We start from the raw sequence: 26,709 nt of genomic DNA, 5'->3' as shown, positions 1-26,709 counted from the left end.
GCGGGTATTCTTTACCCGCTTTTCATATAGGTGTCAAATATATATCATTTTCTTTTTAAAGTTGAATATTCCCTGCAAATGAGGTAAAACTAAAGAGTGCTGCGAAATTTTCTACGAATTTACTTCTTTTAAGCTTCAACAAGTTTAAATACTGCCGCATCATGACGATATACTCATTATCCTTCTCTATGTTGACAAAGCTCAATTTCACATTGTTCCTATCTTTACGATAAAACGAGTGGGAGCGTTACCATGAGAGCGAGGTCATTCCAACAAAAACGGAATTAAAAGCTAATCAAATACAATAGTCATGCATTCGTAATGAAATACATTGACTAGAAAAGTGTGGTGTCCATATTGAAAGATGTTTCGATTTCATCTTTGGAAAATATGAAATTAAAAGAGCTGTATGAGTTAGCAAAAAAGTACAAAATCTCTTATTACAGCAAACTAACAAAAAAAGAATTAATTTTTGCCATCTTAAAGGCGAATGCTGAGCAAGAGGATCTCTTATTTATGGAAGGGGTTCTAGAAATTATTCAGTCAGAGGGATTTGGTTTCTTAAGACCAATTAACTACTCCCCAAGCTCTGAAGACATTTATATTTCAGCTTCACAAATCAGACGCTTTGATTTAAGAAATGGTGATAAGGTGTCTGGAAAGGTACGACCTCCAAAAGAGAATGAACGCTACTATGGCCTCCTTCATGTCGAAGCGGTAAATGGGGACGACCCAGAATCAGCAAAGGAACGTGTTCACTTTCCTGCTCTCACACCGCTATTCCCTGATCGTCAAATGATTCTTGAAACACAGCCTAATCATCTGTCTACTAGAATTATGGATATGATGGCACCAGTTGGTTTTGGACAGCGTGGATTAATTGTTGCGCCGCCTAAGGCAGGGAAGACCATTTTACTCAAAGAAATTGCCAACAGCATTTCTGAAAATCATCCAGAGGCGGAACTGATTGTTCTTCTTATTGACGAACGTCCAGAGGAAGTAACAGATATCGAACGATCTGTTGCAGGTGATGTCGTTAGCTCAACCTTTGACGAAGTACCGGAAAACCACATTAAAGTAGCAGAGCTTGTATTAGAGCGTGCGATGCGTCTAGTTGAACATAAAAAAGATGTCATCATCTTAATGGACAGCATCACAAGGCTTGCTCGTGCATACAACCTTGTCATCCCGCCAAGCGGCCGAACGCTTTCCGGCGGTATTGATCCAGCGGCTTTCCACCGTCCAAAACGCTTCTTTGGTGCTGCGCGTAACATCGAAGAAGGTGGGAGCTTGACCATTTTAGCTACTGCACTTGTTGATACGGGATCACGTATGGACGATGTGATTTATGAAGAGTTTAAAGGAACAGGAAATATGGAGCTCCATTTAGATCGTTCTCTTGCAGAAAGAAGAATTTTCCCAGCCATCGACATTCGTCGTTCCGGTACAAGAAAAGAAGAACTGCTTGTGCCTAAAGAGCATCTTGATCGTCTATGGGCGATGAGAAAATCAATGTCAGATACACCTGATTTCGCTGAGAAATTCATGCGCAAAATGAGAAAAACAAAGACAAACCAAGAATTTTTCGATATTTTAACGCAAGAGTGGAAACAAGCAAATATGTCTGCATCAAGAAGATAGCTTCCTGAAAAAATACATTTGCAATCATAGACTTACACTGTTATAATTTTATCATGTGCGTTTCAGAATTTATTCTGAGATATTAACTCTGTTTCCGAATTGGATTCAGGGCGGAAGGAGATGACAGTAGATGAAAACAGGAATTCATCCTAACTACAAAAAAGCTACAGTCAAATGCGCTTGTGGAAATGAGTTTGAAACTGGATCAGTAAAAGAAGAGGTACGCATCGAGATTTGCTCTGAGTGCCATCCTTTCTATACAGGCCGTCAAAAATTCGCTTCTGCTGATGGACGTGTTGACCGCTTTAACAAAAAATACGGTCTTAAGTAATAATAGATACAATAAACAGGCAGGAATCCGTTCTTGCCTGTTTTTTTACGTGGATTGATGGAACTTTAAAACGGGGGAGAAGACCTTATGTATGTGATGAAACAAAGCGGTTGGCTTGAAGTCATCTGCGGAAGTATGTTTTCTGGAAAGTCGGAAGAATTGATTCGGAGAGCCAAAAGAGCCACCTTTGCCAAACAAGAAGTAAAAATATTCAAACCAGCGATTGATAACCGGTATAGCACAAGCTCAGTTGTGTCACATAACGGTTCATCGGTCGATGGGATTGCAGTAACCTCACCAAAAGACATAATAACGCACATATCAGAACGAACCGATGTCATTGGCATTGATGAGGTGCAATTTTTTGATGAGACAATCATTGATATTGTCACTCAATTGGCTGATAAAGGCTACCGAGTCATTGTTGCAGGCCTTGATCAAGACTTCAGAGGAGAGCCATTTGGTGTTGTTCCGCATTTAATGGCATGTGCAGAGCTTGTAACAAAACTTCAAGCAGTTTGTTCGGTATGCGGCTCCCCAGCGAGTAGAACACAACGCTTGATCGACGGTAAACCCGCATCCTATGATGATCCCATTATTTTAGTAGGTGCGCAGGAATCATACGAAGCACGATGCAGACATCACCATGAAGTACCAAAACTAGATGTTGGTACAACACTTGACAATTAAAAAAATAGCAAATGCCGCTGTGTTTCGTTTTTCGAGTTTTTGGCTGAACACCCATCATTTGTACTTAAATAAATTAAATAACGCTACGAAAAAATTATCTAATTTTCAACGCTTGCGTTTTGGTATAAGCAGGCATAAAATGACTAACTGTAGTGTAAAGCATTTAAACGAAAAGTTCGATTTCTTGTCATAATTTTTTTGATTAAGGATTTTTCTCCTTGATCGTTCTTTGTATTAATAGTTCACTTTATTTATATTTTAGAAAGAGGGTAGTTTTTGATGAACAACGTGAAGAAAACAAAAGAAGGGTACCTCGAAACCACTTTGACAGGTAAAGATGTATTATCGATTCCAACGTTGAACAAAGGCGTTGCTTTCTCTGAAGAAGAAAGACAAGAGCTTGGACTAGAAGGATTACTTCCTCCAACTGTTCTGACTTTAGAACAGCAAGCAGAGAGAGCATACAAACAATTTCTAGCTCAGCCAGATCGTCTTCGTCAAAACGTATACTTAAGTGATTTGCAAAACCGTAACGAAGTATTATTCTATAAGCTTCTAACGGACAAGCTTCGTGAAATGCTTCCTGTTGTTTACACACCAACTGTTGGTGAAGCGATTCAAGAATACAGCCATGAATACAGAAGACCTCATGGTGTCTACCTTTCAATCGACAACATTGACGGTATTGAGAAAGCATTTGAAAACTTACATGCAACAGCAGGCGACATCGACCTCATCGTAGCAACTGACTCTGAGAGTATTCTTGGAATTGGTGACTGGGGTGTTGGTGGTATCAACATCGCAATTGGTAAATTAGCTGTTTACACGGCTGCAGCAGGGATTGATCCAAGCCGCGTGATTCCAGTTGTATTAGATGTTGGAACTAACAATGAGAAATTATTAAATGATCCATTGTACATCGGGAACCACCACAAACGTGTACAAGGTGAAAAATACGAAGAGTTCATTGATGCGTATGTCAAAGCAGCACTTAAATTCTTCCCGAAAGCATTGCTTCACTGGGAAGACCTTGGAAACAAAAATGCGCGTAACATCATGAAAAAATACAACGACAACATCTTAACATTTAATGATGATATCCAAGGTACTGGTGCCATTACTTTAGCGGGTGTTCTTGCAGCTGTCAAGAAAACTGGTACTCAATTGAAAGATCACCGTGTGATGATTTTCGGAGCTGGATCAGCTGGAATCGGAATCGCCGATCAAATGCGTGACACAATGGTTCTTGAAGGTCTAAGTGAAGAAGAAGCAAACAATGCATTCTGGACGTTAGACTACAGAGGATTGCTAACAGATCAGTTTGAAGATGAAGTGCTTGATTTCCAAAAACCATACCTTCGTTCTTCTGATGAAGTAGAAGGCTGGGCTCGTGATGAAAAAGGACAAATCTCATTTGCTGAAGCTGTTCGCAAGGTGAAGCCAACTATTCTTATTGGTACATCAGGTCAAGGCGGCGCATTCACTGAAGAAATTATTAAAGAAATCGCAGCTCATACAGAGCGTCCAGTGATCATGCCGATGTCTAACCCAACACCACTTGCTGAAGCAGTACCGGAAGATCTATTCAAATGGACAGACGGTCGTGCGCTTGTTGCAACTGGAAGCCCATTCGAAAATGTCGAGTATAACGGAATTGAACATGAAATCGGACAATCAAACAATGCGTTCGTTTTCCCTGGACTTGGTCTTGGTTCAATCGTAACGGAATCAAAAATCATCACAAAAGGCATGTTCGTTGCTTCAGCGGATGCGATTGCTGAAATGGTTGATCATGATAAACCAGGTGCTGGTCTACTTCCAAGCATTGATAAGTTACAAGAAGTTTCTATCAAAGTAGCTATTGAAGTGGCAAAAGCAGCAATTAAAGATGGTGTCGCAAGAAAAACACCTGAAAACATTGAACAAGCTGTGAAAGATGCTATGTGGATTCCTGAATATAAAAAAATTGTAAGAGCATAATAAAATGTGTAACGCGGCATTGTTTCGGGTAATGTAAGCAATGCCGCTATAAAATAAGAAACATGTAAAGGATTCAAGGAGGAATAGTAAGATGGACTTTTTAAATATTTTGATCCTCCTAGCACCGATTTTTTTCGTTATCGCGCTGGGTTGGTTCGCAGGGAACTTCGGCAGCTATGACGCTAAATCTGCAAAAGGTGTAAGTACACTTGTTACAAAGTATGCTTTGCCAGCGCACTTTATCGCCAGCATTCTGTCAACACCAAAAGATAAATTCTATAGTCAAATTCCATTTTTCGTTGCATTGATTTTCGGAATCGTAGGCTTTTATATCATTATCCTTTTAGTTACGAAATTTGCTTTTAAATATGATTTAACAGATTCATCTGTTTTCTCATTAAACTCAGCACAACCGACCTTTGCATTTATGGGGATTCCGGTCTTGGGCAGTTTATTTGGGGCTCAAGAAGTTGCAATTCCGATTGCTATTACCGGAATAGTTGTAAATGCATTGCTTGATCCAATTGCTATTATTGTGTCAACTGTCGGTGAAAAAACAAAAGGAAAAGCCAAAGACGGCGAAAGTTTCCTAAAAATGACGACGAAAGCGATTTTGCACGGTTTATCAGAGCCGCTTGCGCTTGCACCGTTAGCAAGTATCATTCTTGTTCTTTTAGGATTTAAACTTCCTGAAATCGGACATGAAATGCTAGAGGAAATTGGAAGTGTGACATCAGGGGTTGCGCTCTTTGCAGTCGGTGTCACAGTCGGTATCCGCAAAATTAAACTGAGCTTACCAGCTTTCAGTATCGCATTGCTCAAAGTAGCTGTACAACCGTTACTTATGTATTTTATCGCCATTCTTATGGGACTTTCGGCGGATGAAATTACAAAAGCTGTATTGCTTGTTGCCTTCCCAGGTTCAGCTGTTGCGGCCATGATCGCCACTCGATTTGAGAAACAGGAAGCAGAAACAGCATCCGCATTTGTGATCAGTGCGATCATGTCACTCATTACATTACCGATCATTATTGCACTTACCGTATAATATAGTAGAAAGGCTGCCTCGTTAGGCAGCCTTTCTTAGCGAAATGAATGAAACAGAGGGAAGAGCACACGCTTTTTTTTCATTTCGGGGTGTGCCTCTTCCTTTTCTTCTTCTTTCAATGGTTTTGGTTTTGTCAATGCGGCTGTGAGGCGTTCTAATTTTGCAGTTAATTCTTCAATTTCTCTTCTGTGCTGGAGGAGCTGGTAGGAAACGCCTTCATCTGCTTTCTTAGCGAGTTTCCGTTCCATTTCTTGAAAACGCGCTTCAATATGACTGACGTGTGATTGCTCTTGAAGGAGCTGTTTCATTTGTTTTTCTAAGGCTTCTATCCGTTTTGATGAGTCAGAAGTTTCTACAGTAGGTGATAATTGCTGGGCGGTTTCTTCATGGATCGGCAGTCTAATGTCATGGAGAATCACACCTTCGTTCATTTGGTGTTGGACCTCTTTGAGCAGCTGGACAATGTCATCATGAAATTCATAATGTCCTAGTTCATTCCGGGCGACAGGGATGTTGAGCTGTTTGACCCAGCGCTGAATGGTTTTTGAAGATACACCAATTTCCTTTGCAACCTCATTTGTATTCAAACCAAATGCCCTCCCTTTTTTCAATTACAAGTACCATTCTCTTTCGTGAGCATCCGTTCCTTCACGTTAGACAAAACAAGTAACCAATCGCCAAAGATCGTGTTTTCTAGTGAAAAATTGCAGAAAATCAATTGTTTTGGAAATTTTTTTGACTGTCATACCCCGCTATACTATAATTAGACTGTTACGCACAAAACAGAGGTGAAGACCATGTTAGACCGTTTAAAATCAATTGAAGAACGCTATGAAAAGCTAAATGAATATTTAAGTGACCCTGAAGTGGTGAACGACCCTAAGAAGCTTCGTGAATATTCGAAGGAACAATCTGATATTCAAGAAACTGTTGAGGTATATAGACAATATCGTGCGGCATATGATCAGCTAAGTGATGCGAAAGCCATGCTGGAAGATAAGCTCGATGCCGATATGCGCGACATGGTCAAAGAAGAAATTTCAGAGCTCACAGAGGAAACAGAACGTTTAGAAGACGAGCTGAAAATCTTACTCATCCCGAAAGATCCGAATGACGATAAGAACGTTATTGTGGAGGTTCGTGGTGCAGCGGGCGGAGAAGAGGCTGCACTGTTTGCAGGAAACCTGTACCGGATGTACAGCCGTTATGCTGAAATGCAAGGCTGGAAAACGGAAGTCATGGAAGCGAGTGTCACTGGAACTGGCGGTTATAAGGAGATCATCTTTATGATTAGCGGTAAAGGTGCATATTCTAAACTAAAGTTTGAAAACGGTGCACACCGCGTGCAGCGTGTTCCAGAAACTGAGTCAGGCGGCCGTATTCATACATCAACAGCGACAGTTGCTGTATTACCAGAGGCTGAGGAAGTTGAAATTGATATCCACGAAAAAGATATTCGTGTGGATACATTCGCATCAAGCGGACCTGGGGGACAAAGTGTTAATACCACAATGTCTGCTGTTCGTTTGACTCACCTTCCAACCGGTGTAGTGGTTTCCTGTCAGGATGAGAAATCACAAATCAAAAACAAAGAAAAAGCGATGAAAGTTTTGCGTGCGAGAATTTATGATAAATTCCAGCGTGAAGCACAAGCTGAATATGATCAAACCCGTAAATCTGCTGTTGGAACAGGGGATCGTTCAGAACGTATCCGTACGTACAATTTCCCACAAAACCGCGTGACGGACCACCGCATTGGATTAACGATTCAAAAGCTTGATCAAATTTTAGAAGGAAAACTTGACGAGGTCATTGATGCATTAATTATGGAAGACCAAGCAAGAAAACTTCAAAATGCAAAATAAAGAGCGAACGATCTTTGAAGCCCTTAAATGGGCTTCTTCTTTGTTAACGGAAGCGGGCAGAGACCAAAACGCAGCAGAGTTAATGTTGATGCATGTGCTTGGATGGAGCAGAAGTGAACTTCTTGCTCGTTTTCATGATCCACTGCCAGAGAAGCAAGATTCACAATTCAGCAAGTTCGTTACGCAGCACAAGCGTGGAGTGCCTGTGCAGCATTTAACGGGTGTTGAATTTTTTTATGGGCGTCCTTTTGAGGTAAACAAACACGTTCTGATTCCTCGTCCTGAAACGGAGGAAGTGGTGCTGGCGGCATTGAATATGATGAATCGCGTTTTTCCTAATGATCAGCCGCTCAAAGCTGTTGATGTAGGAACAGGTAGCGGTGCAATTGCGATTACGTTAGCTCTTGAAAAAGAATCTCTCACTGTGACAGCGACGGATATTTCACATGAAGCACTTGAAGTAGCAAAGCGAAATCAAGAAGCGCTTGGTGCAGACGTTCATTTTGTCCAAGGGGATTTACTTGAACCGATTATGGCTCAAGGCATCAAAGTCGATGTGTTTATTTCCAATCCGCCTTATATTGCGGCAGAAGAAATGGATGGTTTATCAGAGGTTGTCACAAAGCATGAACCTGTCAATGCGCTGACAGATGGGCGTGATGGCCTGTGGTTTTATGAGCGTATCGCTTGTGATCTCCACAAGGTACTTCATCAGCAAGCGGTGGTTGTGTTTGAAATAGGACATACACAAGCACAAGATGTAAAAGCGCTTCTTTTGCAGGCGTTCCCTTCAGCTGATGTTCATATCATCAAGGACATCAACGGAAAAGATCGAGCAGTTTGCGCACACATTCAAAACGGAAGTCCGGCTGAATAAAGTCGGACTATTTTATTATGTAAAGATGAAACTTATGGTAAAAGGGAAACGTATATATAGAAGAATGAACATTCTGATCATGATTTTTTACATAAATTTGTTTTGAAGGAGCGAATGGTGTGAACAGAAGGTATGCGATGGTGTTGGTCATCGTCAGTGTACTATTGATTGTGAGTGCTTGCGGTAAAACGAGCTTTAAAAAAGAAGCAGCAGCATTTGGGGAAAACTATAAAAAAGCACAATACACAGTGAATCGGACGGATGACCTATCTGACATGAAGGAGAAGTTGAAGGATTATTTAACCGAGCATGAATATCAAGAATATACACAAGACAGCATGTTTCCAAGTGTATTAGAAGCAGCAAAAGATCAAGATTGTCAAATTAAACTGAAAAAAATTACGTTTACACCTTCAGATGAAAGCGATGACAGGATTGAATTTGACTATGAAATGATCATTCAATTTATTGACCATAAAGGAAAGGTCAAAAAGGAAATTGAGAAAAAAGGTGCAATGACAGTTATCAAAACAGATTCGGGATTAAAAATCAGCCGAGATTGGGATGGGAGACTGTACCCTTCCGATTACCAATCCTCACTAAAAAGCCGTTCATAAGTTGTTGAATGGCTTTTTTGCATGCAGAAAAAACATTGATTCGCTCACCTCATGTAGTTGTTTTTTACTCATAATCTATTAAAAAAATCATTTTTGCTGTTTACGAGATGCGTTTCCTGGACACAATGTTTTTAGCGAAGAGAAAAAGTGGGGGGAACACATCATGTTCAAAAGTAAAATGATGATTTGTCTTTATATGTTTCTATTATTATGTGGTGCTTTTGCAAACCTTGGAAAAGAGGAGACGGCAGCTGCATCTGCCAATCAGCCTGTTGTGATTCCAGATGAAGCCATTCGTTTACGCATTTTAGCCAACAGTGACCGGTCGGCAGATCAAGATGTGAAACGAAGTATTCGAGATGAGGTCAATGCCAATATAACGGAGTGGGTGAAAGACCTCACATCCATTGAAGAAGCTAGACGTGTGATTCGTTCAAAGCTTCCAGACATCAATCGTATCGCCAAAGCAAAATTAAAGGAACAACACATTGATCAATCCGTATCGGTCAGCTTTCAAAAAGCCTCATTTCCAACAAAGCTTTATGGCAACTTTGTTTATCCTGCTGGGAAATATGAAGCCATTTTGATTACGTTAGGGGAAGGAGACGGAGCCAATTGGTGGTGTGTGTTATTCCCACCGCTCTGCTTTATCGATTTTTCAAACGGAGAAGCGATCGCCTCACCAGAAGGAGATGATAAAGAGCAGGTAGCCGCAGAGCAATCAAATGAATCTGTCAATGAAGTGGTAAAAGAAGAAGAGACGGGTGAAGTGAAATTCTTTCTGTTCGAATGGGTCTCTAGTCTTTTCTCTTAAAAAAGGTCTAAATCTGTTTTTGCCTCATAGAGTTGAAGTAAGAGAACAAAAAGAGGTGAAAGCATGTATTATCAATTAAGAATAGCGAAAGAAGAAGATGCTCCGGCCATTAATGCTTTTCTTGAAAAAGGCCAAGCAAAAGGCGGGGTGACGATTGCAGAGCGTACGTCATTTGTGGTCATGGAAGATGCAGACGGTGAGCTTGCAGGCTGTTTAGGTCTTGAACGACTAAATGAACAAGAAGGATTGCTAAGATCACTTGTGATATCAGATAAACTCGGCCAAGGGCATATCGTTTCTTTGTTCCAAAGTGTTCAAACGCTAGGGGAAAAACAAGGTGTGGACACCTTTTATGTTGTAGCCAATCACTCCTCCTCGCATGATTTTTTAGCGCTGATGGGCTTTACGCCTATAGAGGAAATCCCAGAAAGTGTGTGGGTATCTGCGCATGCAAAAGAGTCGTTGGGAAAAGAGCAGGCGGTTGTGCTGCAAAAAACAGCTAGTTAATCACAAAACACCGGACTTATTCACATACTTATCCACTGTAAAACAAGCGTTATCCACAAATTGTGGACAACGCTTGTTTTATTTAGCATCATCTTTTATACTTTCAAAAGGATAATTGAGATATATCAACAGTTTTATCTTTTTTAAAAGGAGTTTGTATGATGTTAAATACAAAAAGGTGGTCTGTGGATTTAAAAAAGGATTTATCCACATACTATCCACAAATTGAACAAGCAGCTCTGTTGTTGCGGCAGAATGAAGTGGTCGCTTTTCCGACAGAAACGGTTTATGGACTAGGGGCAAATGCAAAAGAGACAGAGGCTGTGAAAAAAATTTATGAAGCGAAAGGACGCCCAAGTGATAATCCGTTGATTGTTCACATTGCGGACGTTCAACAGCTTCATGAATTTGCGCAAATAGAAAATGAAAAAGTAACAGCGCTGATGGATGCCTTTTGGCCAGGCGCTCTCACCATTGTTCTACCTTGTAAGCCGGGCACATTATCAAAGCAGGTGACGGCAGGTTTATCTACAGTAGGCGTAAGAATGCCTGATCATCCTGTTGCGCTTGAACTCATCCGAGCAGCTGGTCTGCCAATTGCCGCGCCTAGTGCCAACCGTTCGGGAAAACCGTCGCCGACACTTGCGGATCATGTCGCGAGTGATCTTGATGGGAAAATTGCTGGCATTGTCGATGGTGGTTCAACAGGTATTGGCGTGGAGTCAACGGTTGTATCCTGTATAGACGAGATTCCAGTGATCTTAAGGCCGGGCGGTATTACAAAAGAAGCGTTAGAAGAGGTCGTAGGAACGGTCAACATGGATCCAGGGTTGACGAAAAAGGATGAGGCGCCTGTATCGCCGGGAATGAAATACACACATTATGCACCTGAAGCACAAATGTATATATTTCATGGAAGTGATGAAGACATGCAGCTGCACATTCAGAAGTACCGAGCTGAAGGGCTAAAAGTAGGTGTGCTGACGACAGAAGAAAAGAAGGAATGGTTTGCGGCAGATGTTATCTTTAGCTGTGGATGGAGAGAAAAGCCTGAAACGGTTGCGGCAAACTTATATCGTGTGCTGAGACAATTTGATGAAACGGATGTAGACTTGATCATTTCAGAAGCCTTCTCAGAGCAGGGAGTTGGTTCTGCGATCATGAACCGTCTGCAAAAAGCGGCAGGAGGGCGCACTCTCTCTTCATTCAAATAGTTCTAACCTCTCTTGGACAAACATAGGTTAAAGGAGAATGCGTGTCCAAGGGGGATTTACATGAATGAACTAGCTGGCGAATTGCTGACACTCAGTATCATGGCTTTTGCACTTGGAATGGATGCCTTTTCGGTTGGACTCGGCATGGGGATGATTCAGCTGAGATTCCGTCAGATCGTTTATATTGGACTTGTCATTGGGATATTTCATATGTTTATGCCTCTTTTTGGCATGCTGACAGGTCAGCTTTTATCTGGCTGGCTTGGACTCCTAGCAACCTATATTGGCGGGGCGCTGCTTTTGGTGCTGGGTCTGCAAATGATCATCGCTTCTATCCGAAAAGAAGATAAGCCATTTATCGCACCTGTTGGGGCCGGTCTCGTTCTTTTTGCAACAAGTGTGAGTTTAGATAGTTTTTCCGTTGGCTTAAGCCTGGGGATTTACGGTTCTCGGGTGTTGATGACCATTTTATTGTTTGGCTTCTTTAGTATGATGCTCACATGGCTTGGATTATTACTCGGTAAACAGGTTCGGTCATGGGTAGGTTCATACAGCGGGGCGCTTGGTGGATTGATTTTACTAGCCTTTGGAATCAAATTATTATTTCCGCTCTAGCCAGTCTCCTTACATAACATGTAGAATGAAATGCTATATAATAGAAGAAAAGGAGGTCGAAAGATGAATATCTTATTTGTTTGTACGGGAAATACTTGCAGAAGTCCGATGGCTCAAGCCCTTTTTTCCTCCATTGCAGATGAAAAAGGCTTACAGGTCACTGTAAAATCAGCGGGCATCTTCGCCTCTGATGCAGGGAAGGCTTCTCCTCAAGCAGTCGAAGCATTATTTGAGAAAAGCATTCCACTCAATCACTCGTCGTCTAAACTAACAGAAGAACTTCTTCATGAAGCAGATTATGTCTTCACCATGACGATTCAGCATAAACAGTTGATTGTGGAGCAATATGCTCATGTGAAAGACAAGGTCTTCACTTTAAAAGAATTTGCGACAGGATCAGAAGGTGACGTGTCGGATCCATTTGGAGGGAGCCTCTCCATTTATCAGGAGACACGAGATGAACTAGAAACGCTATTGTATCAACTTGCTAAAAAGCTTAAACAGGATCATAAATCCTCATAAATGGACAACCTGTAAAACCGTTGCGCAAACGGTTTTTCTGCTTTTGTTTGCAAATGACTAGGCAGAGGTTAAAATATAACTGTAAATAAAAAATGAATGTAAGACATGACAGATTAACTCACCCTTAGGAGGAATTGCCCGATGAAAGTAGCCATTGCATCCGATCACGGCGGAACGAATATTCGTGAAGAAATCAAACAACTAATGGATGAATTAAAGATTGAATACATTGATATGGGTTGTGAATGTGGATCAGGTTCTGTAGACTACCCTGACTATGCTTTTCCTGTAGCCAATATGGTGGCAAACGGAGAAGTCGATCGCGGCATTTTGATTTGCGGGACAGGTATCGGTATGAGCATTTCAGCAAACAAAGTGAAAGGCATCCGCTGTGCACTGGCGCATGATACATTCAGTGCAAAGGCGACGAGAGAACATAACGATACAAATGTTCTTGCGATGGGAGAACGAGTCATTGGACCAGGATTGGCAAGAGAGATTGCTCACATTTGGCTGACAACAGAATTTACTGCAGGACGTCATGCTGTGCGGATTGGTAAAATCGCTGATTACGAAGAAAAGCACCTGTAAGGAGCGCTTAACATGAACATTGGTCAAGATTGGCTTGAGATGTTAAAAGAGTTTCATCAAACAGTTGAACTGCGAGCCGGCCACATTTTAGTGATTGGCTGCAGTACATCAGAAGTGGCTGGCGAGCACATTGGGACAGCGGGAAGTGAGCAAATTGCTGAAGCTATTTATCAAGAGCTCGATCAACTGAGACGCGAGACAGGAATTGAATTGGCCTTCCAATGCTGCGAGCATTTGAATCGTGCCCTCGTTGTGGAAGAAGAGGTGGCGTACCGGCTTAACTTAGAGATTGTAGCGGCAGTACCTGTCCGTAAGGCGGGTGGTTCTATGGCGGCTCATGCGTATCAGCAAATGGAACACCCTGTGCTGGTTGAATCCATTTCAGCACATGCAGGTATTGATATCGGTGATACATTCATCGGCATGCACTTAAAGCGGGTAGCCGTACCGGTCCGTCTCAGCCGTCATCAATTAGGACAAGCACATGTGACGTTTGCAAAAACTCGTCCAAAGCTGATTGGCGGAGAACGAGCCGTTTATACAAGATCATAGTTCGGATATATTTCTAATATAATGTTGAATGATGAAGACGCTTCACCCTTTGAATATTCGGGTTTTCATAAAAAATAAGTCGATTTTCCAAAAAAAACTTTTACATTTTACTCAAAAACCGTGTACAATGAGATGGTGAAAACATCGAATGGAAATAGATTGGAGAGGATTTCGCTGATGAAACATTTACCTGAGCAAGACGCACAAGTATTCAAAGCAATTCAACTAGAGCGGAAACGCCAGCAGGACAAAATCGAATTAATTGCATCAGAAAACTTCGTAAGCGAAGCAGTCATGGAAGCGCAGGGCTCTGTCTTAACAAACAAATATGCAGAAGGTTACCCTGGTAAACGCTACTATGGCGGCTGTGAACATGTAGACGTTGTAGAAGATATCGCACGTGACCGCGCAAAAGAAATTTTTGGCGCTGAGTATGTGAACGTACAGCCTCACTCAGGAGCTCAAGCGAATATGGCCGTATACTTTACAATCCTTGAGCATGGCGATACAGTGCTAGGCATGAACTTATCACATGGCGGGCATTTAACACATGGAAGCCCTGTAAACTTTAGCGGCGTACAGTACAACTTTGTAGAATACGGTGTAGATAAAGAAACACAACATATCGACTACCAAGATGTACTTGAAAAAGCACGTGAGCATAAGCCGAAACTAATCGTAGCGGGTGCAAGTGCTTACCCACGTCAAATTGATTTCAAAAAGTTCCGTGAAATTGCCGATGAAGTCGGTGCTTACTTTATGGTGGACATGGCTCACATCGCGGGTCTTGTTGCAGCAGGTCTTCATCCAAATCCAGTTCCTTACGCTGACTTTGTGACAACGACAACTCACAAAACATTGCGCGGACCTCGCGGCGGAATGATTCTATGCCGTGAAGAGTTTGGTAAAAAGATCGACAAATCGATCTTCCCTGGTATTCAAGGTGGACCACTCATGCATGTGATCTCTGCAAAAGCTGTTTCTTTCGGTGAAGTATTGAACGGAGATTTCAAAACATATGCACAAAATGTGATTGATAACGCAAAACAACTAGCTGAAACCCTTTTATCTGAGGATATTCAGCTTGTATCTGGTGGAACAGATAACCATCTTGTTCTCATCGACTTGCGCTCTCTTGGCATTACAGGAAAAATTGCAGAAAACGTTCTTGATGAAATTGGTATCACGGTGAACAAAAATGCAATTCCATATGATCCAGAGAAACCATTTGTTACAAGTGGTGTACGTGTAGGTACAGCAGCAGTGACAAGCCGTGGCTTCGATCAAGAAGCGATGAAAGAAGTCGGTTCCATCATTGCGCTTGCTCTGAAACATCATGAAGATGAAGCGAAATTAGAAGAGGCGAAAAAGCGTGTATCTGATCTGACAGCTCGTTTCCCTCTATATCAAGAATTAGATTATTAAGATGTAGACCCATTTGCCTATTTTTGGCATGTGGGTTTTTTTTGTAGGATTTGCGAATCATATTGAAAGATGATGTCTTTTTATGTAGAATTGTAGGAAGTGTGCAAAGTTCACCGGAAGATGACAGAAAAGGAGTTGTAGCAAGCAATGGCAAAGGTTTATGTATTTGATCACCCGCTTATTCAGCACAAACTTACATATATTCGTGACGTTCATACAGGAACAAAAGAATTTAGAGAGCTAGTGGATGAAGTCGCAACATTAATGGCATTTGAAATCACAAGAGACTTACCGCTTGAAGAGGTAGATGTAGAAACACCTGTACAAGTCGCTAAATCAAACGTGATCTCAGGTAAAAAACTCGGAGTTGTGCCGATTTTAAGAGCAGGTCTTGGAATGGTAGACGGGATTTTGAAACTCATTCCAGCTGCCAAAGTGGGACATGTCGGTTTATACCGTGATCCGAAGACATTAAAGCCTGTTGAATATTATGTGAAGCTTCCATCTGATGTGGAAGAGCGTGAATTTATCGTAGTAGACCCAATGCTTGCAACGGGCGGATCAGCAGTAGAAGCATTAAACAGTTTGAAAAAACGCGGTGCGAAAAACATCCGCTTCATGTGTCTGATTGCTGCGCCAGAAGGTGTAGAAGAAATGCAAAAACATCATCCAGATGTTGATATCTACATTGCGGCATTAGATGAGAAGTTAAACGAAAAAGGTTACATCATCCCAGGTCTTGGTGATGCTGGTGACCGTATGTATGGAACAAAATAAGAATGATTCATGAAAAGCCCACATGCAAACGTGCATGTGGGCTTTTTTGAAAAATATGACAAACGGTTGATATCGTTCTTAGAAAAATCAATGTATACTGAACATTAGCAGTTTTTTTGCATGAATGTCACAACTCTCCTAAAGTTTGATGAAATTGTGAACATTTTGTGTGCTCTCTCATTATAGAAAAGTTTTTTAACTTTCAACGGATTGACACATCATAGACGCTATTGTATGCTAAACGAGGGTATTATGGTAAGGTTTTCATAGCCTATAGCACTCTACTAATCCTCATTGTGAACCCTTTAATAATCAGGGTTTGTATCAGCGAATGAAGCAGAATCCCATAGATCTAAAGATTTCAAGTCTGATTGCACAATTAGACCGATGGGTGATTGATTTTTTTCAAACAGGACGGCTTATTATAAGCGTCTTCTACGCAGTTTTCATCACCATTTATCACCTTTTTTACAATATTTTTCATCGGGAGTCAGATGAATGAACGATCCAAACGTCATTTTCCGCAGACAGAGTAAATATATGTTCTATTTATTGGCAATTTTTGTGTTTGGCTATGCCATGCCTGGTTTTAAACCACTGTTTCTTGGTTTCATTATCGGCACAATTTTTGCTTTCTTTAATTTATTCCTGCTTATTCGGAGAATGCATGCTTTTGATCGAGCAGTTAAAAAAGGAAAATCTATTCGTTCAATGGGAAGTACAGCCAGGTGGGCCAACGCAATTCTCGCAGTAGCGATTGCTTGGCGTTACCCTAACGAAGTTCATCTGGCAGGTGTTGTTATAGGATTAATGACAATATATCCTGTCATTATGATAGATTCCTTCATTCAACTTAAACGTTCTACTATGGAAGAGAGGTGAATACTCTTTGGGTCACAGTTCAAAAACTACAGAATTTTTAGGGTTAACGTTCAACTTATCCAATGTTCTCATGATTACGATTGCTAGTATCATCGTTCTTCTCATAGCGGTGCTGACTACTCGTGTTCTGGCTATTCGTCCGACAAAGGCGCAGAACTTCATGGAATGGATTGTTGATTTTGTTCGAAATATCATAGGTAGTTCGATGGACATGAAAACAGGAGCCCCATTTCTAGCGCTTGGCGTTACATTACTCATGTACATATTTGTTTCAAACATGCTTGGACTGCCATTCTCGATTACGGTCGATCACAACTTATGGTGGAAATCACCAACTGCTGATCCTGCAATCACAATGACACTAGCGGTTATGGTCATGGGATTGACACACTACTATGGTGTTAAAGCAAAAGGAGTCAAGGAATATACAAAAGACTACTTTAGACCAATCCCACTCTTAGTACCGCTGAAAATTATTGAAGAATTTGCAAACACATTAACACTTGGTTTGCGTCTTTATGGAAATATTTTCGCTGGAGAGATTCTTCTTGGTTTACTTGCAGGACTTGCGACTAATTTCTATTCGCAAAACCTTGCACTAGGTATCATTGGTACATTAGGTGCCATCGTGCCGATGATTGTATGGCAGGCATTCAGTTTGTTTGTCGGAACCATCCAGGCATTTATCTTCACCATGCTGACAATGGTGTATATCTCCCATAAAGTCAGCGACGAACACTAAAAAATTGAGAGTCCAAAATGGACGTTATTTTAAAGGAGGAGCTTTTTAATGAATTTAATAGCAGCAGCAATTGCAATCGGTTTAGGAGCACTAGGAGCAGGTATTGGTAACGGTCTAATCGTATCTAAAACAGTTGAAGGAATCGCTCGTCAGCCAGAGGCTGGTAGAGAACTAAGAACACTTATGTTCATCGGGGTAGCTTTAGTTGAGGCACTTCCAATTATCGCTGTCGTTATCGCATTCTTGGCATTCTTTGGTTAATATGTGAGAAGCGTTCTAATATGAATTTTAATGGCGAAGATCAGATTAGTTCGAAACTTCGCCATTCCTTTATGTTTTGTTTCTTAACATATTATTTAAAGAAGGGAGTTGCCGTACTAAATGTCTCAGTTACCAGTAGTTTTAGGAGCAGGTCTAAACACCGGAGATATCATATTCCAGCTGATCGCTATGCTCATCCTGCTTGCACTTTTAAAGAAATTTGCGCTTAAGCCTTTATTAGGGATTATGAAACAGCGTGAAGATTATATAGGAAATGAAATTTCAAGTGCTGAAGAAAAGCACGTTCAAGCTGAAAAGCTTCTTGAAGAACAACGTGTCTTATTAAAAGAAGCACGCGAAGAATCACATACACTCATCGAAAATGCGAAAAAGATTGGTGAGAAACAAAAAGAAGATATCATTCAAGCAGCGCGTCAAGAATCAGAGCGCTTGAAAGAGTCTGCTAGAACTGAAATCGTGAAAGAAAAAGAACAAGCTGTGGCTGCACTGCGCGAGCAAGTTGCATCACTATCTGTATTAATTGCTTCTAAAGTGATTGAAAAAGAACTTGATGAGCAAGCACAAGAGAAATTGATCCAAGAGTATCTTAAAGAGGCAGGCGAAAGCCGATGAGCGTGACTATTGTCTCTAAGCGTTACGCTTCTGCTCTTTTTGACATCGTTCTTGCTTCTTCGGCAGTAGACGAAACTGAAAAAGAGCTGAATGAGATCAAAAAAGTTCTGAAGGCTGACCAAGAATTAAATGACTTTCTTGTTCATCCGAAGATTACGGCAGACAAAAAGAAACATCTGATTGCAGAAGCTTTCAAAGGTGTTTCGACATATGTTTTGCACACAATGTATTTACTGATTGACCGCGGGCGCACGAATATTTTTCCTGAAATGGCGTCTGAGTTTGTGAAACTTGCAAACCGTACGAAACAAATAGACGATGCGATCGTGTATTCAGTTAAACCGCTCAGCGGAGCTGAAATTCAATCTTTATCTGAAGTATTTGCCAAAAAAGCCGGAGTCACATCACTGCGTGTAGAAAACGTGATTGACAAGGATCTAATAGGCGGAGTGAAAATCCGTATCGGAAACCGCATTTATGACGGCAGTGTCAGCGGAAAGCTTTCCCGCATTGAACGTCAGCTTGCAGGCGAAAATCGTTAGAAGGGGTGAAACCTTAGTGAGTATCAAAGCTGAAGAGATTAGCGCGCTGATAAAGCAGCAAATCCAAAACTATCAATCTGAAATTGAAGTAAAAGATGTCGGTACAGTCATTCAAGTAGGGGACGGTATCGCGCGTGTACATGGCCTTGACAACATTATGGCAGGAGAGCTTGTTGAGTTCTCTAACGGTGTAATGGGTATGGCTCAAAACCTTGAGGAGTCTAACGTAGGTATCGTAATCTTAGGACCTTACAAAGATATCCGTGAAGGTGACGACGTAAAACGTACAGGTCGTATCATGGAGGTTCCAGTAGGAGAAGAGTTAATCGGACGTATTGTGAACCCACTTGGTCAGCCTGTTGATGGACTAGGACCAATTTTAACAAGCAAAACACGTCCAATCGAAAGTGAAGCACCAGGCGTTATGGATCGTAAATCGGTACATGAGCCGCTTCAAACGGGAATTAAAGCAATTGATGCCTTGATTCCAATCGGACGCGGACAGCGTGAATTGATCATTGGGGACCGTCAAACAGGTAAAACATCTGTTGCAATTGATACGATCCTGAACCAAAAAGATCAAGACATGATCTGTATCTATGTAGCGATCGGACAAAAAGAATCAACTGTTCGTGGTGTTGTTGAAACACTTCGTAAGCATGGTGCGCTTGACTACACAATCGTTGTCACAGCTTCTGCATCACAGCCAGCTCCACTTCTTTACCTTGCTCCTTATGCAGGTGTAACGATGGGTGAGGAATTCATGTATAACGGCAAGCATGTGCTTGTTGTGTATGATGACCTTTCTAAACAAGCGGCAGCTTACCGTGAGCTTTCATTATTGCTTCGTCGTCCTCCAGGCCGTGAAGCATTCCCTGGTGATGTTTTCTATCTTCACTCTCGTTTATTAGAGCGTGCAGCGAAGCTTAGTGATGAAAAGGGTGGCGGTTCTATCACAGCATTGCCTTTCGTAGAAACGCAAGCTGGTGATATCTCTGCATATATCCCAACAAACGTTATCTCAATCACAGATGGACAGATCTTCTTACAATCTGACCTCTTCTTCTCAGGCGTACGTCCAGCGGTAAACGCAGGATTGTCTGTATCTCGTGTAGGTGGATCTGCACAAATCAAAGCGATGAAAAAGGTAGCAGGTACACTTCGTCTGGATCTTGCTTCTTATCGTGAGCTTGAAGCATTCGCTCAGTTTGGATCTGATCTAGACCAAGCGACTCAAGCCAAATTAAACCGTGGTGCTAGAACAGTTGAAGTCTTAAAACAAGACTTGAACAAACCGCTGAAAGTTGAAAAACAAGTAGCGATTCTTTATGCACTGACAAGAGGATACTTAGATGATGTAGCGATTGCTGATGTCAAACGCTTTGAAGCTGAGTTATTCATGTACATTGAAGAAAACCATAAAGACTTGTTTGACACAATCTCTCAAACAGGAAACATGCCTGCTGATGAAGAGTGGAAAGCAGCGATCGAAGGCTTTAAACGTACGTTTGCACCAAGCAACTAATTAGTAATCTTTCCGAGAGAAAAAGATTCTCTTTTTCTCTCTTTTCACGTAAATGAACACGGATTCCTGAAAAAAGGTGGTGAAATCTTTGGCCTCATTACGCGATATTAAGTCAAGGATCACGTCAACAAAAAAATCGAGTCAGATCACAAAAGCGATGCAAATGGTATCAGCTGCGAAACTGAATCGTGCTGAAAATAATGCGAAGTCCTTTGTTCCTTACATGGAGAAAATCCAAGAAGTCGTTGCGGCAATTGCAACTGGAACAAGTGCTAAGCACCCAATGCTTCTTTCAAGACCTGTTAAGAAAACAGGGTATCTCGTCATTACATCTGATCGAGGACTTGCAGGACCTTTTAACAGCTCGATTTTACGTGCCGCTTACCAAGCCATTCAATCTCGTCATCAATCTGCTGATGAATATGCGGTGATTGTGATTGGTAAAATCGGACGCGACTTCTTCAAAAAGCGTGGTATTCCAGTTATTTCTGAAGTAACAGGGCTTGGAGACGAAGTAGCGTTTGCTGATATTAAAGAATTAGCAAGCAGTACAGTGCAAATGTTCTCTGATGAAGCGTTTGATGAGCTTTACATGTTCTATAACCATTTCGTCAGTGCCATTTCACAAGAAGTAACAGAGAAAAAATTATTGCCGCTAACGGACCTTTCGGCCGCAGCGACACCAAATAAACGTTCCGCATCTTATGAGTTTGAGCCTTCTGAAGAAGAAATTCTTGAAGTTCTCCTTCCTCAATATGCAGAGAGTTTGATTTTCGGTGCGCTTCTTGACAGCAAAGCAAGTGAACATGCTGCAAGGATGACAGCAATGAAGAGTGCAACAGACAACGCAAAAGAATTGATCGACAGCCTGACACTCTCTTACAACCGTGCTCGTCAAGCAGCGATTACACAAGAGATTACAGAAATTGTCGGCGGAGCAGCTGCCTTAGAATAGAAATAATTGTCAGGAGGGAATGCAATGAAAACAGGACGCATCAGTCAGATCATGGGACCAGTCGTAGACGTTCGTTTTGAAGACGGTCACTTGCCTGAGATTTATAATGCGATCAAAGTTTCGCATAAAGCGGAAAGCGAAAGTGAAGTTGATATCGACTTAACTTTAGAAGTAGCACTACATTTAGGTGATGATACAGTGAGAACCATCGCAATGGCATCAACAGACGGTGTGAAGCGCGGTATGGAAGCTGTAGACCTTGGAAAACCAATTTCAGTACCAGTTGGTAACGTAACACTTGGACGTGTATTCAACGTACTGGGAGATAACATTGACTTAGATGAGCCACTTGGTGTGGAAGCGCAAAGAGACCCAATCCACAGACAAGCGCCTTCTTTCGATCAACTTTCTACAGAAGTTGAAATTCTTGAAACAGGTATCAAAGTTGTTGACCTTCTTGCTCCTTACATCAAAGGTGGAAAGATCGGTCTATTCGGTGGAGCCGGTGTTGGTAAAACCGTTCTGATTCAAGAATTGATCAACAACATCGCACAAGAACACGGCGGTATTTCTGTATTCGCTGGTGTTGGAGAGCGTACACGTGAAGGAAATGACCTTTACTACGAAATGAAAGATTCTGGCGTTATCGAAAAAACAGCGATGGTCTTCGGCCAAATGAACGAGCCACCAGGTGCACGTATGCGTGTAGCTCTAACTGGTTTGACAATGGCAGAGCATTTCCGTGATGAACAAGGTCAAGACGTATTGTTCTTCATCGATAACATCTATCGCTTTACACAAGCAGGTTCTGAAGTATCAGCCCTTCTTGGACGTATGCCTTCAGCGGTAGGTTATCAGCCAACTCTTGCAACAGAAATGGGTCAGCTTCAAGAGCGTATCACGTCTACAAACGTAGGATCGGTTACATCGATTCAAGCGATTTATGTACCTGCGGATGACTATACAGATCCAGCTCCAGCTACAACGTTCGCTCACCTTGATGCAACGACAAACCTTGAGCGTAAGTTGACAGAGATGGGGATTTACCCAGCGGTAGATCCACTTGCTTCAACATCTCGTGCCCTTGCACCTGAGATTGTTGGCGAAGAGCATTATGCGATCGCGCGTGAAGTTCAGCAAACATTGCAACGTTATAAAGAATTGCAAGATATCATTGCCATTTTAGGTATGGATGAATTATCTGAGGACGATAAGCTTGTGGTTCACAGAGCACGTCGTGTTCAATTCTTCCTATCTCAAAACTTCCACGTAGCAGAACAGTTCACTGGCCAAAAAGGTTCTTATGTGCCATTGCAAGAAACTGTTAAAGGCTTCAAGGAAATCTTATCTGGTAAATACGATCACCTTCCAGAAGATGCATTCCGCTTAGTCGGCCGCATTGAAGAAGTGGTTGAAAAAGCCAAAGAGATGGGTGTAGAGGCCTAATCTGGTCCTTAGGAGGGTAAAAGCATGAAGACCGTTCAAGTCAATATCGTTACTCCCGACGGCCCAGTGTATGAAGCGGATGTGGAAATGGTCAGTGTAAGAGCAGAAAGCGGTGAGCTTGGGATTTTAGCTGGCCACGTTCCAATGGTTGCTCCGCTAAAAATCGGTGCAGTTCGCTTAAAACATAGTGGATCAACTGAATTGGTTGCAGTAAGCGGTGGATTTGTTGAAGTTCGCCCCGAAAAAGTAACCATTCTTGCTCAGGCTGCTGAAACATCAGACAAAGTTGATGTAGATCGTGCAAAATCAGCGAAACAGCGTGCTGAAGAGCATTTGAACCACCCGAATGAAAGTGATGTACGCAGGGCGGAACTCGCATTAAAACGGGCATTAAACCGTTTAAATGTAGCAGGGAAATAAAACAGAAAATCCTTCTTATCACTGTGATAAGAAGGATTTTTTTTAGGATGACATGAGAGATTGATACATCGACACATACGGATGAGATGCTTGCTTTTCTAGATATAACTGCTCGCAAAATTGCGTACTGCAATGCCATGTTTTATTGTTTCTGCGTAAGCCAAGCGTATATTGGTGCGAAGAGTCCATATAAGGCCGCACGACCCAATCAGCATCTGAATGATGACGGATGACAACCTCTCCTAAATACACACTCAACATCGCTTCTAATGCATCTATTGGCATTTTCCACTCAGCAAAAAGTTGCTGACGGAAGGCATCGAAGTATAATGACTCTAACTGATAAAGGCTTTCCTCTGAGTAATCCAAAGAAATGTTATGAAAATGACACAATTGTGCTAATTCTTCTAGCTGTGTCTGTCTATAATCAAAGTAGAAAGCAATGGCTTCCCATTCATGTTCAAATGAGGGAACCAGTTCTCCGTACAAATCAACAAAGTCAGGAAAAGAATCTTTCAAATATGATCAGCTCCTTCCACCGCAGTATATCATCTCCTTCGCATCAGAATAAGAGGGGATTCACTCTAAATGTAGCTCTTTTTTCCAAATGATTCATCTTTCCGATTTTGGAGGATATAATGAAAGGGAGTTTTCCTTTACAGAAATCAATAAAAGGAGGATTCAAGTGTATGGAAGACGTAGGACAACAAGCAATTGTCAGTATTGTGATCCACCTATTTTTTATTGCCATTACGTGGTGGGCATTGCTTGCGGTGAATATTGATCCACTGATTAAAAAAGGAAAAATTATTCAAGCTAGATTGCTCATGATGCTGCTCACGATTGCTATTGCATCGGCAGTCAGCAATTTCTTCCTTGATTATTTAAATTTCTCCAGACAAATCCCTTATATGTTTTAACATAAAAGGTTTGGTCACTGCCTTCTGCGGGAACATAAAAAGAAGTGTCAAAAATATGGCCTTTGATGACTTTTCCACGTATGCATTGACCTCCTTGCGGCAACACTTGTAGCAAGGGGGAATGACAAGTGAGAAAGTATTTAAAAGGTTGGCCATTATTTGCATTTATTCTTTTTTTTGTTCTGATGATTCAAGGTGTTCGGGCGGAAGAAACATCCACGCTCGCCCAAATAGCAGAAGGTATGAAAAACCAGCAAATCGAAGTAAGTGGATGGACGCTTCATGCCAAAACAAATATAGACATTTCATCCGAACAATTTTCAAAAAAAGTGAAACGTTTGAAAGACGAACTACGACAGTATGAGTGGACCGAAAAAAAAGAGAAACATGTCACCAAAGTCACAGGAATTTACAAAGATGAAAAAAATGATACATTATCGAAAATTTTACTCGTGAAGACCGACACAAAATCAAACCAAAAGTCGTATTTATTATATGAGCAAAAAGGTGCTCGCCCACTGAATACCTGGGAGCATACATATGATCAGTTCGTACGTCATGCAAAAAGCATATTACAAGAAAAATTTGTGATTTTTACTTGTCTCGATGGTCATGTAAATGGTATGATGGATGTTGTTTTGCAAAAAAAAGCTGAAATGATAGCAAATGAATTTCAAGCAAAACCAGTTGAGTATCTCGTTGAGTCTAATTTTGTGTCGCTTTCCGCTTACACAGAGAAGTGGGAACAGTTCATTATGACTTCAAATGATAAAATGAATGTTCAAATTGCCATCAGAAGTTCGGAAATGAACGAAAATCATACGATTACGGTTGGCACACCAATCGTAACGACTGAATATTAATATAGAGAATTTGGGACGCGGAGGGGAAGACCTTGGAAAAAATCATCGTCCGCGGCGGTCAAAAGTTAAACGGCACAGTTAAAGTAGAAGGCGCAAAAAATGCCGTTTTACCAGTTATCGCTGCATCTTTGTTAGCAAGTACAGAAAAAAGCGTAATTTGTGATGTACCTACGCTCTCCGATGTATATACAATCAATGAAGTGTTACGTCATTTAGGAGCAGAAGTACATTTTGAAAATAACGAAGTATCAGTAGATGCATCTCATGCACTAGAAACTGAGGCTCCGTTTGAGTACGTCCGTAAAATGAGAGCATCTGTGCTCGTCATGGGACCACTTTTAGCTAGAACAGGTCATGCAAGAGTTGCATTACCTGGTGGTTGTGCGATTGGTTCAAGACCAATTGATCAGCATTTAAAAGGCTTTGAAGCAATGGGAGCTAAAATTCAAGTAGGTAATGGTTTCATCGAGGCTGAAGTAAATGGCCGTTTAAAAGGTGCAAAAATCTATTTGGATTTCCCAAGTGTAGGGGCAACTGAAAACATCATCATGGCAGCAGCATTGGCTGAAGGAACGACGATTTTAGAAAACGTAGCAAAAGAACCTGAAATTGTTGATTTGGCAAACTATATCAATGCCATGGGCGGTAAGGTTCGCGGTGCTGGAACTGGTACAATCAAAATCGAAGGTGTAGAAACACTTCACGGTGCAAAACACAACATCATCCCTGACCGAATTGAAGCTGGTACGTTTATGGTGGCAGCAGCCATTACTGAAGGAAATGTTCTTGTAAAAGGCGCTGTGCCTGAGCACATGACTTCACTTGTGGCGAAAATGGAAGAAATGGGTATTCAGATCATTGAAGAAGAAGAAGGTTTAAGAGTCATTGGACCATCTGAGCTCAAGCCAATCGATCTAAAAACAATGCCGCATCCTGGTTTCCCAACGGATATGCAATCTCAGATGATGGCGCTATTGCTTCGTGCGAACGGAACAAGCATGATCACAGAAACTGTGTTTGAAAATCGTTTTATGCATGCTGAAGAATTCCGCCGCATGAATGGCGATATTAAAATTGAGGGTCGCTCTGTGATAATCAATGGACCTGTTCAACTTCAAGGTGCTGAAGTGGCAGCGACTGATTTAAGAGCAGGAGCAGCACTTGTACTTGCTGGATTAGTGGCAGAAGGTCATACACGTGTCACTGAATTGAAGCATATTGACCGTGGATATGTGAACTTCCACCAAAAACTAGCAGCAATCGGTGCAGACATTGAAAGAGTAAATGATGAATCAGCAGATGTGACACAAGAACAAGTTGTATCAGATCTAAACGCATAATCATAAAAGAAATCAGTGTGTCCATTTGGGTATGCTGATTTTTTTTTTTAGAATCATAGACTGGTTTCATTTTCAAAAGCTTATCATTAGTGTATCCAATCGTTTTAAATTTTA

General features: G+C 41.4%; 31 protein-coding genes. 29 read left to right on the top strand and 2 right to left on the bottom strand.

Going from position 1 to position 26,709, the window contains the following annotated elements:
• Positions 1–357 precede the first annotated feature (357 nt).
• The 5 genes from rho (at position 358) to ID12_RS02930 (ending at position 5,690) form a co-directional block, all read left to right on the top strand.
• On the top strand, positions 358–1,641 hold the full coding sequence (rho, locus tag ID12_RS02950) for a transcription termination factor Rho (protein ID WP_007497667.1): 1,284 nt from the start codon (positions 358–360) through the stop codon (positions 1,639–1,641).
• 130 nt (positions 1,642–1,771) lie between these two features.
• Positions 1,772–1,972 carry a 50S ribosomal protein L31 gene (gene rpmE / locus ID12_RS02945; protein ID WP_003215407.1) on the top strand — a complete coding sequence of 67 codons (201 nt, stop codon included), beginning with the start codon at positions 1,772–1,774 and terminating at the stop codon, positions 1,970–1,972.
• Positions 1,973–2,059: 87 nt separating this feature from the next.
• Entirely contained in the window at positions 2,060–2,662 is a 603-nt protein-coding gene (locus tag ID12_RS02940) for a thymidine kinase (RefSeq protein WP_007497666.1), read from the top strand.
• Between the two features lie 279 nt (positions 2,663–2,941).
• Positions 2,942–4,642, top strand: a complete 1,701-nt coding sequence (gene malS / locus ID12_RS02935) for an oxaloacetate-decarboxylating malate dehydrogenase (RefSeq protein ID WP_017368215.1) — start codon at positions 2,942–2,944, stop codon at positions 4,640–4,642.
• A 91-nt stretch (positions 4,643–4,733) separates the two neighbouring features.
• A complete protein-coding gene (locus tag ID12_RS02930; protein WP_017368214.1) occupies positions 4,734–5,690 on the top strand; it encodes an AEC family transporter in 957 nt (318 codons plus the stop codon).
• 35 nt (positions 5,691–5,725) lie between these two features.
• Here the strand turns inward: ID12_RS02930 and racA are convergent, their stop codons facing one another.
• On the bottom strand, positions 5,726–6,277 hold the full coding sequence (gene racA, locus ID12_RS02925; protein ID WP_050826684.1) for a chromosome-anchoring protein RacA: 552 nt from the start codon (positions 6,275–6,277) through the stop codon (positions 5,726–5,728).
• Positions 6,278–6,487: 210 nt separating this feature from the next.
• Between racA and prfA the strand changes: the two genes are divergently transcribed.
• The 21 genes from prfA to ID12_RS02820 all read left to right on the top strand — a co-directional run bounded on the left by prfA (position 6,488) and on the right by ID12_RS02820 (position 23,472).
• Positions 6,488–7,555: a peptide chain release factor 1 gene (gene prfA / locus ID12_RS02920; RefSeq protein WP_008343422.1), complete on the top strand. Its 1,068-nt coding sequence runs from the start codon at positions 6,488–6,490 to the stop codon at positions 7,553–7,555.
• The gene (gene prmC, locus ID12_RS02915) at positions 7,545–8,432 is read left to right on the top strand and encodes a peptide chain release factor N(5)-glutamine methyltransferase (RefSeq protein ID WP_050826683.1); all 888 of its coding nucleotides are present in this window, start codon (positions 7,545–7,547) and stop codon (positions 8,430–8,432) included. The genes prfA and prmC overlap by 11 nt, the downstream gene beginning before the upstream one ends.
• Positions 8,433–8,569: 137 nt before the next feature.
• Positions 8,570–9,049: a hypothetical protein gene (locus ID12_RS02910; RefSeq protein ID WP_050826682.1), complete on the top strand. Its 480-nt coding sequence runs from the start codon at positions 8,570–8,572 to the stop codon at positions 9,047–9,049.
• Positions 9,050–9,212: 163 nt separating this feature from the next.
• Positions 9,213–9,863, top strand: a complete 651-nt coding sequence (spoIIR, locus tag ID12_RS02905; RefSeq protein WP_046344668.1) for a stage II sporulation protein R — start codon at positions 9,213–9,215, stop codon at positions 9,861–9,863.
• A gap of 63 nt (positions 9,864–9,926) precedes the next feature.
• On the top strand, positions 9,927–10,370 hold the full coding sequence (locus ID12_RS02900) for a GNAT family N-acetyltransferase (RefSeq protein ID WP_046344667.1): 444 nt from the start codon (positions 9,927–9,929) through the stop codon (positions 10,368–10,370).
• 161 nt (positions 10,371–10,531) lie between these two features.
• Entirely contained in the window at positions 10,532–11,584 is a 1,053-nt protein-coding gene (locus ID12_RS02895) for an L-threonylcarbamoyladenylate synthase (RefSeq protein WP_080987759.1), read from the top strand.
• A gap of 60 nt (positions 11,585–11,644) precedes the next feature.
• Positions 11,645–12,199: a manganese efflux pump MntP gene (locus tag ID12_RS02890; protein WP_017360043.1), complete on the top strand. Its 555-nt coding sequence runs from the start codon at positions 11,645–11,647 to the stop codon at positions 12,197–12,199.
• 63 nt (positions 12,200–12,262) lie between these two features.
• Positions 12,263–12,721 (top strand): low molecular weight protein arginine phosphatase, encoded by a 459-nt coding sequence (locus tag ID12_RS02885; RefSeq protein WP_017360042.1) that lies wholly within the window; start codon positions 12,263–12,265, stop codon positions 12,719–12,721.
• A gap of 141 nt (positions 12,722–12,862) precedes the next feature.
• Entirely contained in the window at positions 12,863–13,312 is a 450-nt protein-coding gene (gene rpiB / locus ID12_RS02880) for a ribose 5-phosphate isomerase B (protein ID WP_003214714.1), read from the top strand.
• A gap of 12 nt (positions 13,313–13,324) precedes the next feature.
• The gene (locus ID12_RS02875) at positions 13,325–13,864 is read left to right on the top strand and encodes a TIGR01440 family protein (protein ID WP_007497644.1); all 540 of its coding nucleotides are present in this window, start codon (positions 13,325–13,327) and stop codon (positions 13,862–13,864) included.
• Between the two features lie 177 nt (positions 13,865–14,041).
• Positions 14,042–15,289 carry a serine hydroxymethyltransferase gene (glyA, locus tag ID12_RS02870; protein WP_024718755.1) on the top strand — a complete coding sequence of 416 codons (1,248 nt, stop codon included), beginning with the start codon at positions 14,042–14,044 and terminating at the stop codon, positions 15,287–15,289.
• Positions 15,290–15,436: 147 nt separating this feature from the next.
• Positions 15,437–16,066: a uracil phosphoribosyltransferase gene (gene upp, locus ID12_RS02865; protein WP_003214553.1), complete on the top strand. Its 630-nt coding sequence runs from the start codon at positions 15,437–15,439 to the stop codon at positions 16,064–16,066.
• A 498-nt stretch (positions 16,067–16,564) separates the two neighbouring features.
• The gene (locus ID12_RS02860; protein WP_007497639.1) at positions 16,565–16,948 is read left to right on the top strand and encodes an ATP synthase subunit I; all 384 of its coding nucleotides are present in this window, start codon (positions 16,565–16,567) and stop codon (positions 16,946–16,948) included.
• A gap of 7 nt (positions 16,949–16,955) precedes the next feature.
• Positions 16,956–17,690, top strand: a complete 735-nt coding sequence (gene atpB / locus ID12_RS02855; protein ID WP_007497637.1) for a F0F1 ATP synthase subunit A — start codon at positions 16,956–16,958, stop codon at positions 17,688–17,690.
• 48 nt (positions 17,691–17,738) lie between these two features.
• Complete coding sequence (gene atpE, locus ID12_RS02850; protein ID WP_003214968.1) at positions 17,739–17,951, top strand: F0F1 ATP synthase subunit C; 213 nt, start codon at positions 17,739–17,741, stop codon at positions 17,949–17,951.
• A gap of 120 nt (positions 17,952–18,071) precedes the next feature.
• Complete coding sequence (atpF, locus tag ID12_RS02845; RefSeq protein ID WP_007497634.1) at positions 18,072–18,584, top strand: F0F1 ATP synthase subunit B; 513 nt, start codon at positions 18,072–18,074, stop codon at positions 18,582–18,584.
• Positions 18,581–19,126 carry a F0F1 ATP synthase subunit delta gene (locus ID12_RS02840; RefSeq protein ID WP_007497632.1) on the top strand — a complete coding sequence of 182 codons (546 nt, stop codon included), beginning with the start codon at positions 18,581–18,583 and terminating at the stop codon, positions 19,124–19,126. The genes atpF and ID12_RS02840 overlap by 4 nt, the downstream gene beginning before the upstream one ends.
• A 16-nt stretch (positions 19,127–19,142) precedes the next feature.
• A complete protein-coding gene (gene atpA, locus ID12_RS02835) occupies positions 19,143–20,651 on the top strand; it encodes a F0F1 ATP synthase subunit alpha (RefSeq protein ID WP_008343398.1) in 1,509 nt (502 codons plus the stop codon).
• Positions 20,652–20,739: 88 nt separating this feature from the next.
• Complete coding sequence (locus ID12_RS02830) at positions 20,740–21,606, top strand: F0F1 ATP synthase subunit gamma (RefSeq protein ID WP_007497628.1); 867 nt, start codon at positions 20,740–20,742, stop codon at positions 21,604–21,606.
• Positions 21,607–21,630: 24 nt separating this feature from the next.
• The gene (gene atpD, locus ID12_RS02825) at positions 21,631–23,052 is read left to right on the top strand and encodes a F0F1 ATP synthase subunit beta (RefSeq protein ID WP_008343395.1); all 1,422 of its coding nucleotides are present in this window, start codon (positions 21,631–21,633) and stop codon (positions 23,050–23,052) included.
• Positions 23,053–23,076: 24 nt separating this feature from the next.
• Positions 23,077–23,472 carry a F0F1 ATP synthase subunit epsilon gene (locus tag ID12_RS02820; protein WP_008343393.1) on the top strand — a complete coding sequence of 132 codons (396 nt, stop codon included), beginning with the start codon at positions 23,077–23,079 and terminating at the stop codon, positions 23,470–23,472.
• Positions 23,473–23,514: 42 nt separating this feature from the next.
• On the opposite strand, the gene ID12_RS02815 is transcribed toward ID12_RS02820, so the two are convergent.
• The gene (locus tag ID12_RS02815; RefSeq protein ID WP_007497620.1) at positions 23,515–23,991 is read right to left on the bottom strand and encodes a hypothetical protein; all 477 of its coding nucleotides are present in this window, start codon (positions 23,989–23,991) and stop codon (positions 23,515–23,517) included.
• Between the two features lie 170 nt (positions 23,992–24,161).
• Here ID12_RS02815 and ID12_RS02810 point away from each other — a divergent pair, with 170 nt between their 5' ends.
• From ID12_RS02810 to murA, 3 genes are all read left to right on the top strand, one after another.
• Positions 24,162–24,392 carry a DUF1146 family protein gene (locus tag ID12_RS02810; protein WP_008343389.1) on the top strand — a complete coding sequence of 77 codons (231 nt, stop codon included), beginning with the start codon at positions 24,162–24,164 and terminating at the stop codon, positions 24,390–24,392.
• Between the two features lie 128 nt (positions 24,393–24,520).
• Positions 24,521–25,255 (top strand): YwmB family TATA-box binding protein, encoded by a 735-nt coding sequence (locus ID12_RS02805; RefSeq protein ID WP_008343385.1) that lies wholly within the window; start codon positions 24,521–24,523, stop codon positions 25,253–25,255.
• A gap of 32 nt (positions 25,256–25,287) precedes the next feature.
• Positions 25,288–26,595, top strand: coding sequence for a UDP-N-acetylglucosamine 1-carboxyvinyltransferase (gene murA / locus ID12_RS02800; protein WP_007497616.1), 1,308 nt, complete (start codon positions 25,288–25,290; stop codon positions 26,593–26,595).
• The last annotated feature ends 114 nt before the right edge of the window (positions 26,596–26,709 follow it).

It is taken from the genome of Bacillus altitudinis, from assembly GCF_001191605.1.
In the GTDB taxonomy this organism is placed as follows: Bacteria; Bacillota; Bacilli; order Bacillales; family Bacillaceae; genus Bacillus; species Bacillus altitudinis.
Note: the sequence above shows the minus strand (reverse complement) of the source record. Positions and strands in the feature narration are given on the sequence as shown.

What these genes read in the sequence shown, in the direction of transcription:
- rpiB (WP_003214714.1), top strand. Translation starts at nt 12,863, where the DNA reads ATGAAAGTAGCCATTGCATCCGATCACGGCGGAACGAATATTCGTGAA.
- ID12_RS02885 (WP_017360042.1), top strand. Translation starts at nt 12,263, where the DNA reads ATGAATATCTTATTTGTTTGTACGGGAAATACTTGCAGAAGTCCGATG.
- ID12_RS02840 (WP_007497632.1), top strand. Translation starts at nt 18,581, where the DNA reads ATGAGCGTGACTATTGTCTCTAAGCGTTACGCTTCTGCTCTTTTTGAC.
- spoIIR (WP_046344668.1), top strand. Translation starts at nt 9,213, where the DNA reads ATGTTCAAAAGTAAAATGATGATTTGTCTTTATATGTTTCTATTATTA.
- rpmE (WP_003215407.1), top strand. Translation starts at nt 1,772, where the DNA reads ATGAAAACAGGAATTCATCCTAACTACAAAAAAGCTACAGTCAAATGC.
- glyA (WP_024718755.1), top strand. Translation starts at nt 14,042, where the DNA reads ATGAAACATTTACCTGAGCAAGACGCACAAGTATTCAAAGCAATTCAA.
- atpD (WP_008343395.1), top strand. Translation starts at nt 21,631, where the DNA reads ATGAAAACAGGACGCATCAGTCAGATCATGGGACCAGTCGTAGACGTT.
- prfA (WP_008343422.1), top strand. Translation starts at nt 6,488, where the DNA reads ATGTTAGACCGTTTAAAATCAATTGAAGAACGCTATGAAAAGCTAAAT.
- ID12_RS02900 (WP_046344667.1), top strand. Translation starts at nt 9,927, where the DNA reads ATGTATTATCAATTAAGAATAGCGAAAGAAGAAGATGCTCCGGCCATT.
- upp (WP_003214553.1), top strand. Translation starts at nt 15,437, where the DNA reads ATGGCAAAGGTTTATGTATTTGATCACCCGCTTATTCAGCACAAACTT.
- ID12_RS02820 (WP_008343393.1), top strand. Translation starts at nt 23,077, where the DNA reads ATGAAGACCGTTCAAGTCAATATCGTTACTCCCGACGGCCCAGTGTAT.
- malS (WP_017368215.1), top strand. Translation starts at nt 2,942, where the DNA reads ATGAACAACGTGAAGAAAACAAAAGAAGGGTACCTCGAAACCACTTTG.
- ID12_RS02890 (WP_017360043.1), top strand. Translation starts at nt 11,645, where the DNA reads ATGAATGAACTAGCTGGCGAATTGCTGACACTCAGTATCATGGCTTTT.
- ID12_RS02930 (WP_017368214.1), top strand. Translation starts at nt 4,734, where the DNA reads ATGGACTTTTTAAATATTTTGATCCTCCTAGCACCGATTTTTTTCGTT.
- ID12_RS02895 (WP_080987759.1), top strand. Translation starts at nt 10,532, where the DNA reads ATGTTAAATACAAAAAGGTGGTCTGTGGATTTAAAAAAGGATTTATCC.
- ID12_RS02910 (WP_050826682.1), top strand. Translation starts at nt 8,570, where the DNA reads ATGGTGTTGGTCATCGTCAGTGTACTATTGATTGTGAGTGCTTGCGGT.
- atpE (WP_003214968.1), top strand. Translation starts at nt 17,739, where the DNA reads ATGAATTTAATAGCAGCAGCAATTGCAATCGGTTTAGGAGCACTAGGA.
- ID12_RS02940 (WP_007497666.1), top strand. Translation starts at nt 2,060, where the DNA reads ATGTATGTGATGAAACAAAGCGGTTGGCTTGAAGTCATCTGCGGAAGT.
- ID12_RS02810 (WP_008343389.1), top strand. Translation starts at nt 24,162, where the DNA reads ATGGAAGACGTAGGACAACAAGCAATTGTCAGTATTGTGATCCACCTA.
- ID12_RS02860 (WP_007497639.1), top strand. Translation starts at nt 16,565, where the DNA reads ATGAACGATCCAAACGTCATTTTCCGCAGACAGAGTAAATATATGTTC.
- ID12_RS02875 (WP_007497644.1), top strand. Translation starts at nt 13,325, where the DNA reads ATGAACATTGGTCAAGATTGGCTTGAGATGTTAAAAGAGTTTCATCAA.
- prmC (WP_050826683.1), top strand. Translation starts at nt 7,545, where the DNA reads ATGCAAAATAAAGAGCGAACGATCTTTGAAGCCCTTAAATGGGCTTCT.
- atpF (WP_007497634.1), top strand. Translation starts at nt 18,072, where the DNA reads ATGTCTCAGTTACCAGTAGTTTTAGGAGCAGGTCTAAACACCGGAGAT.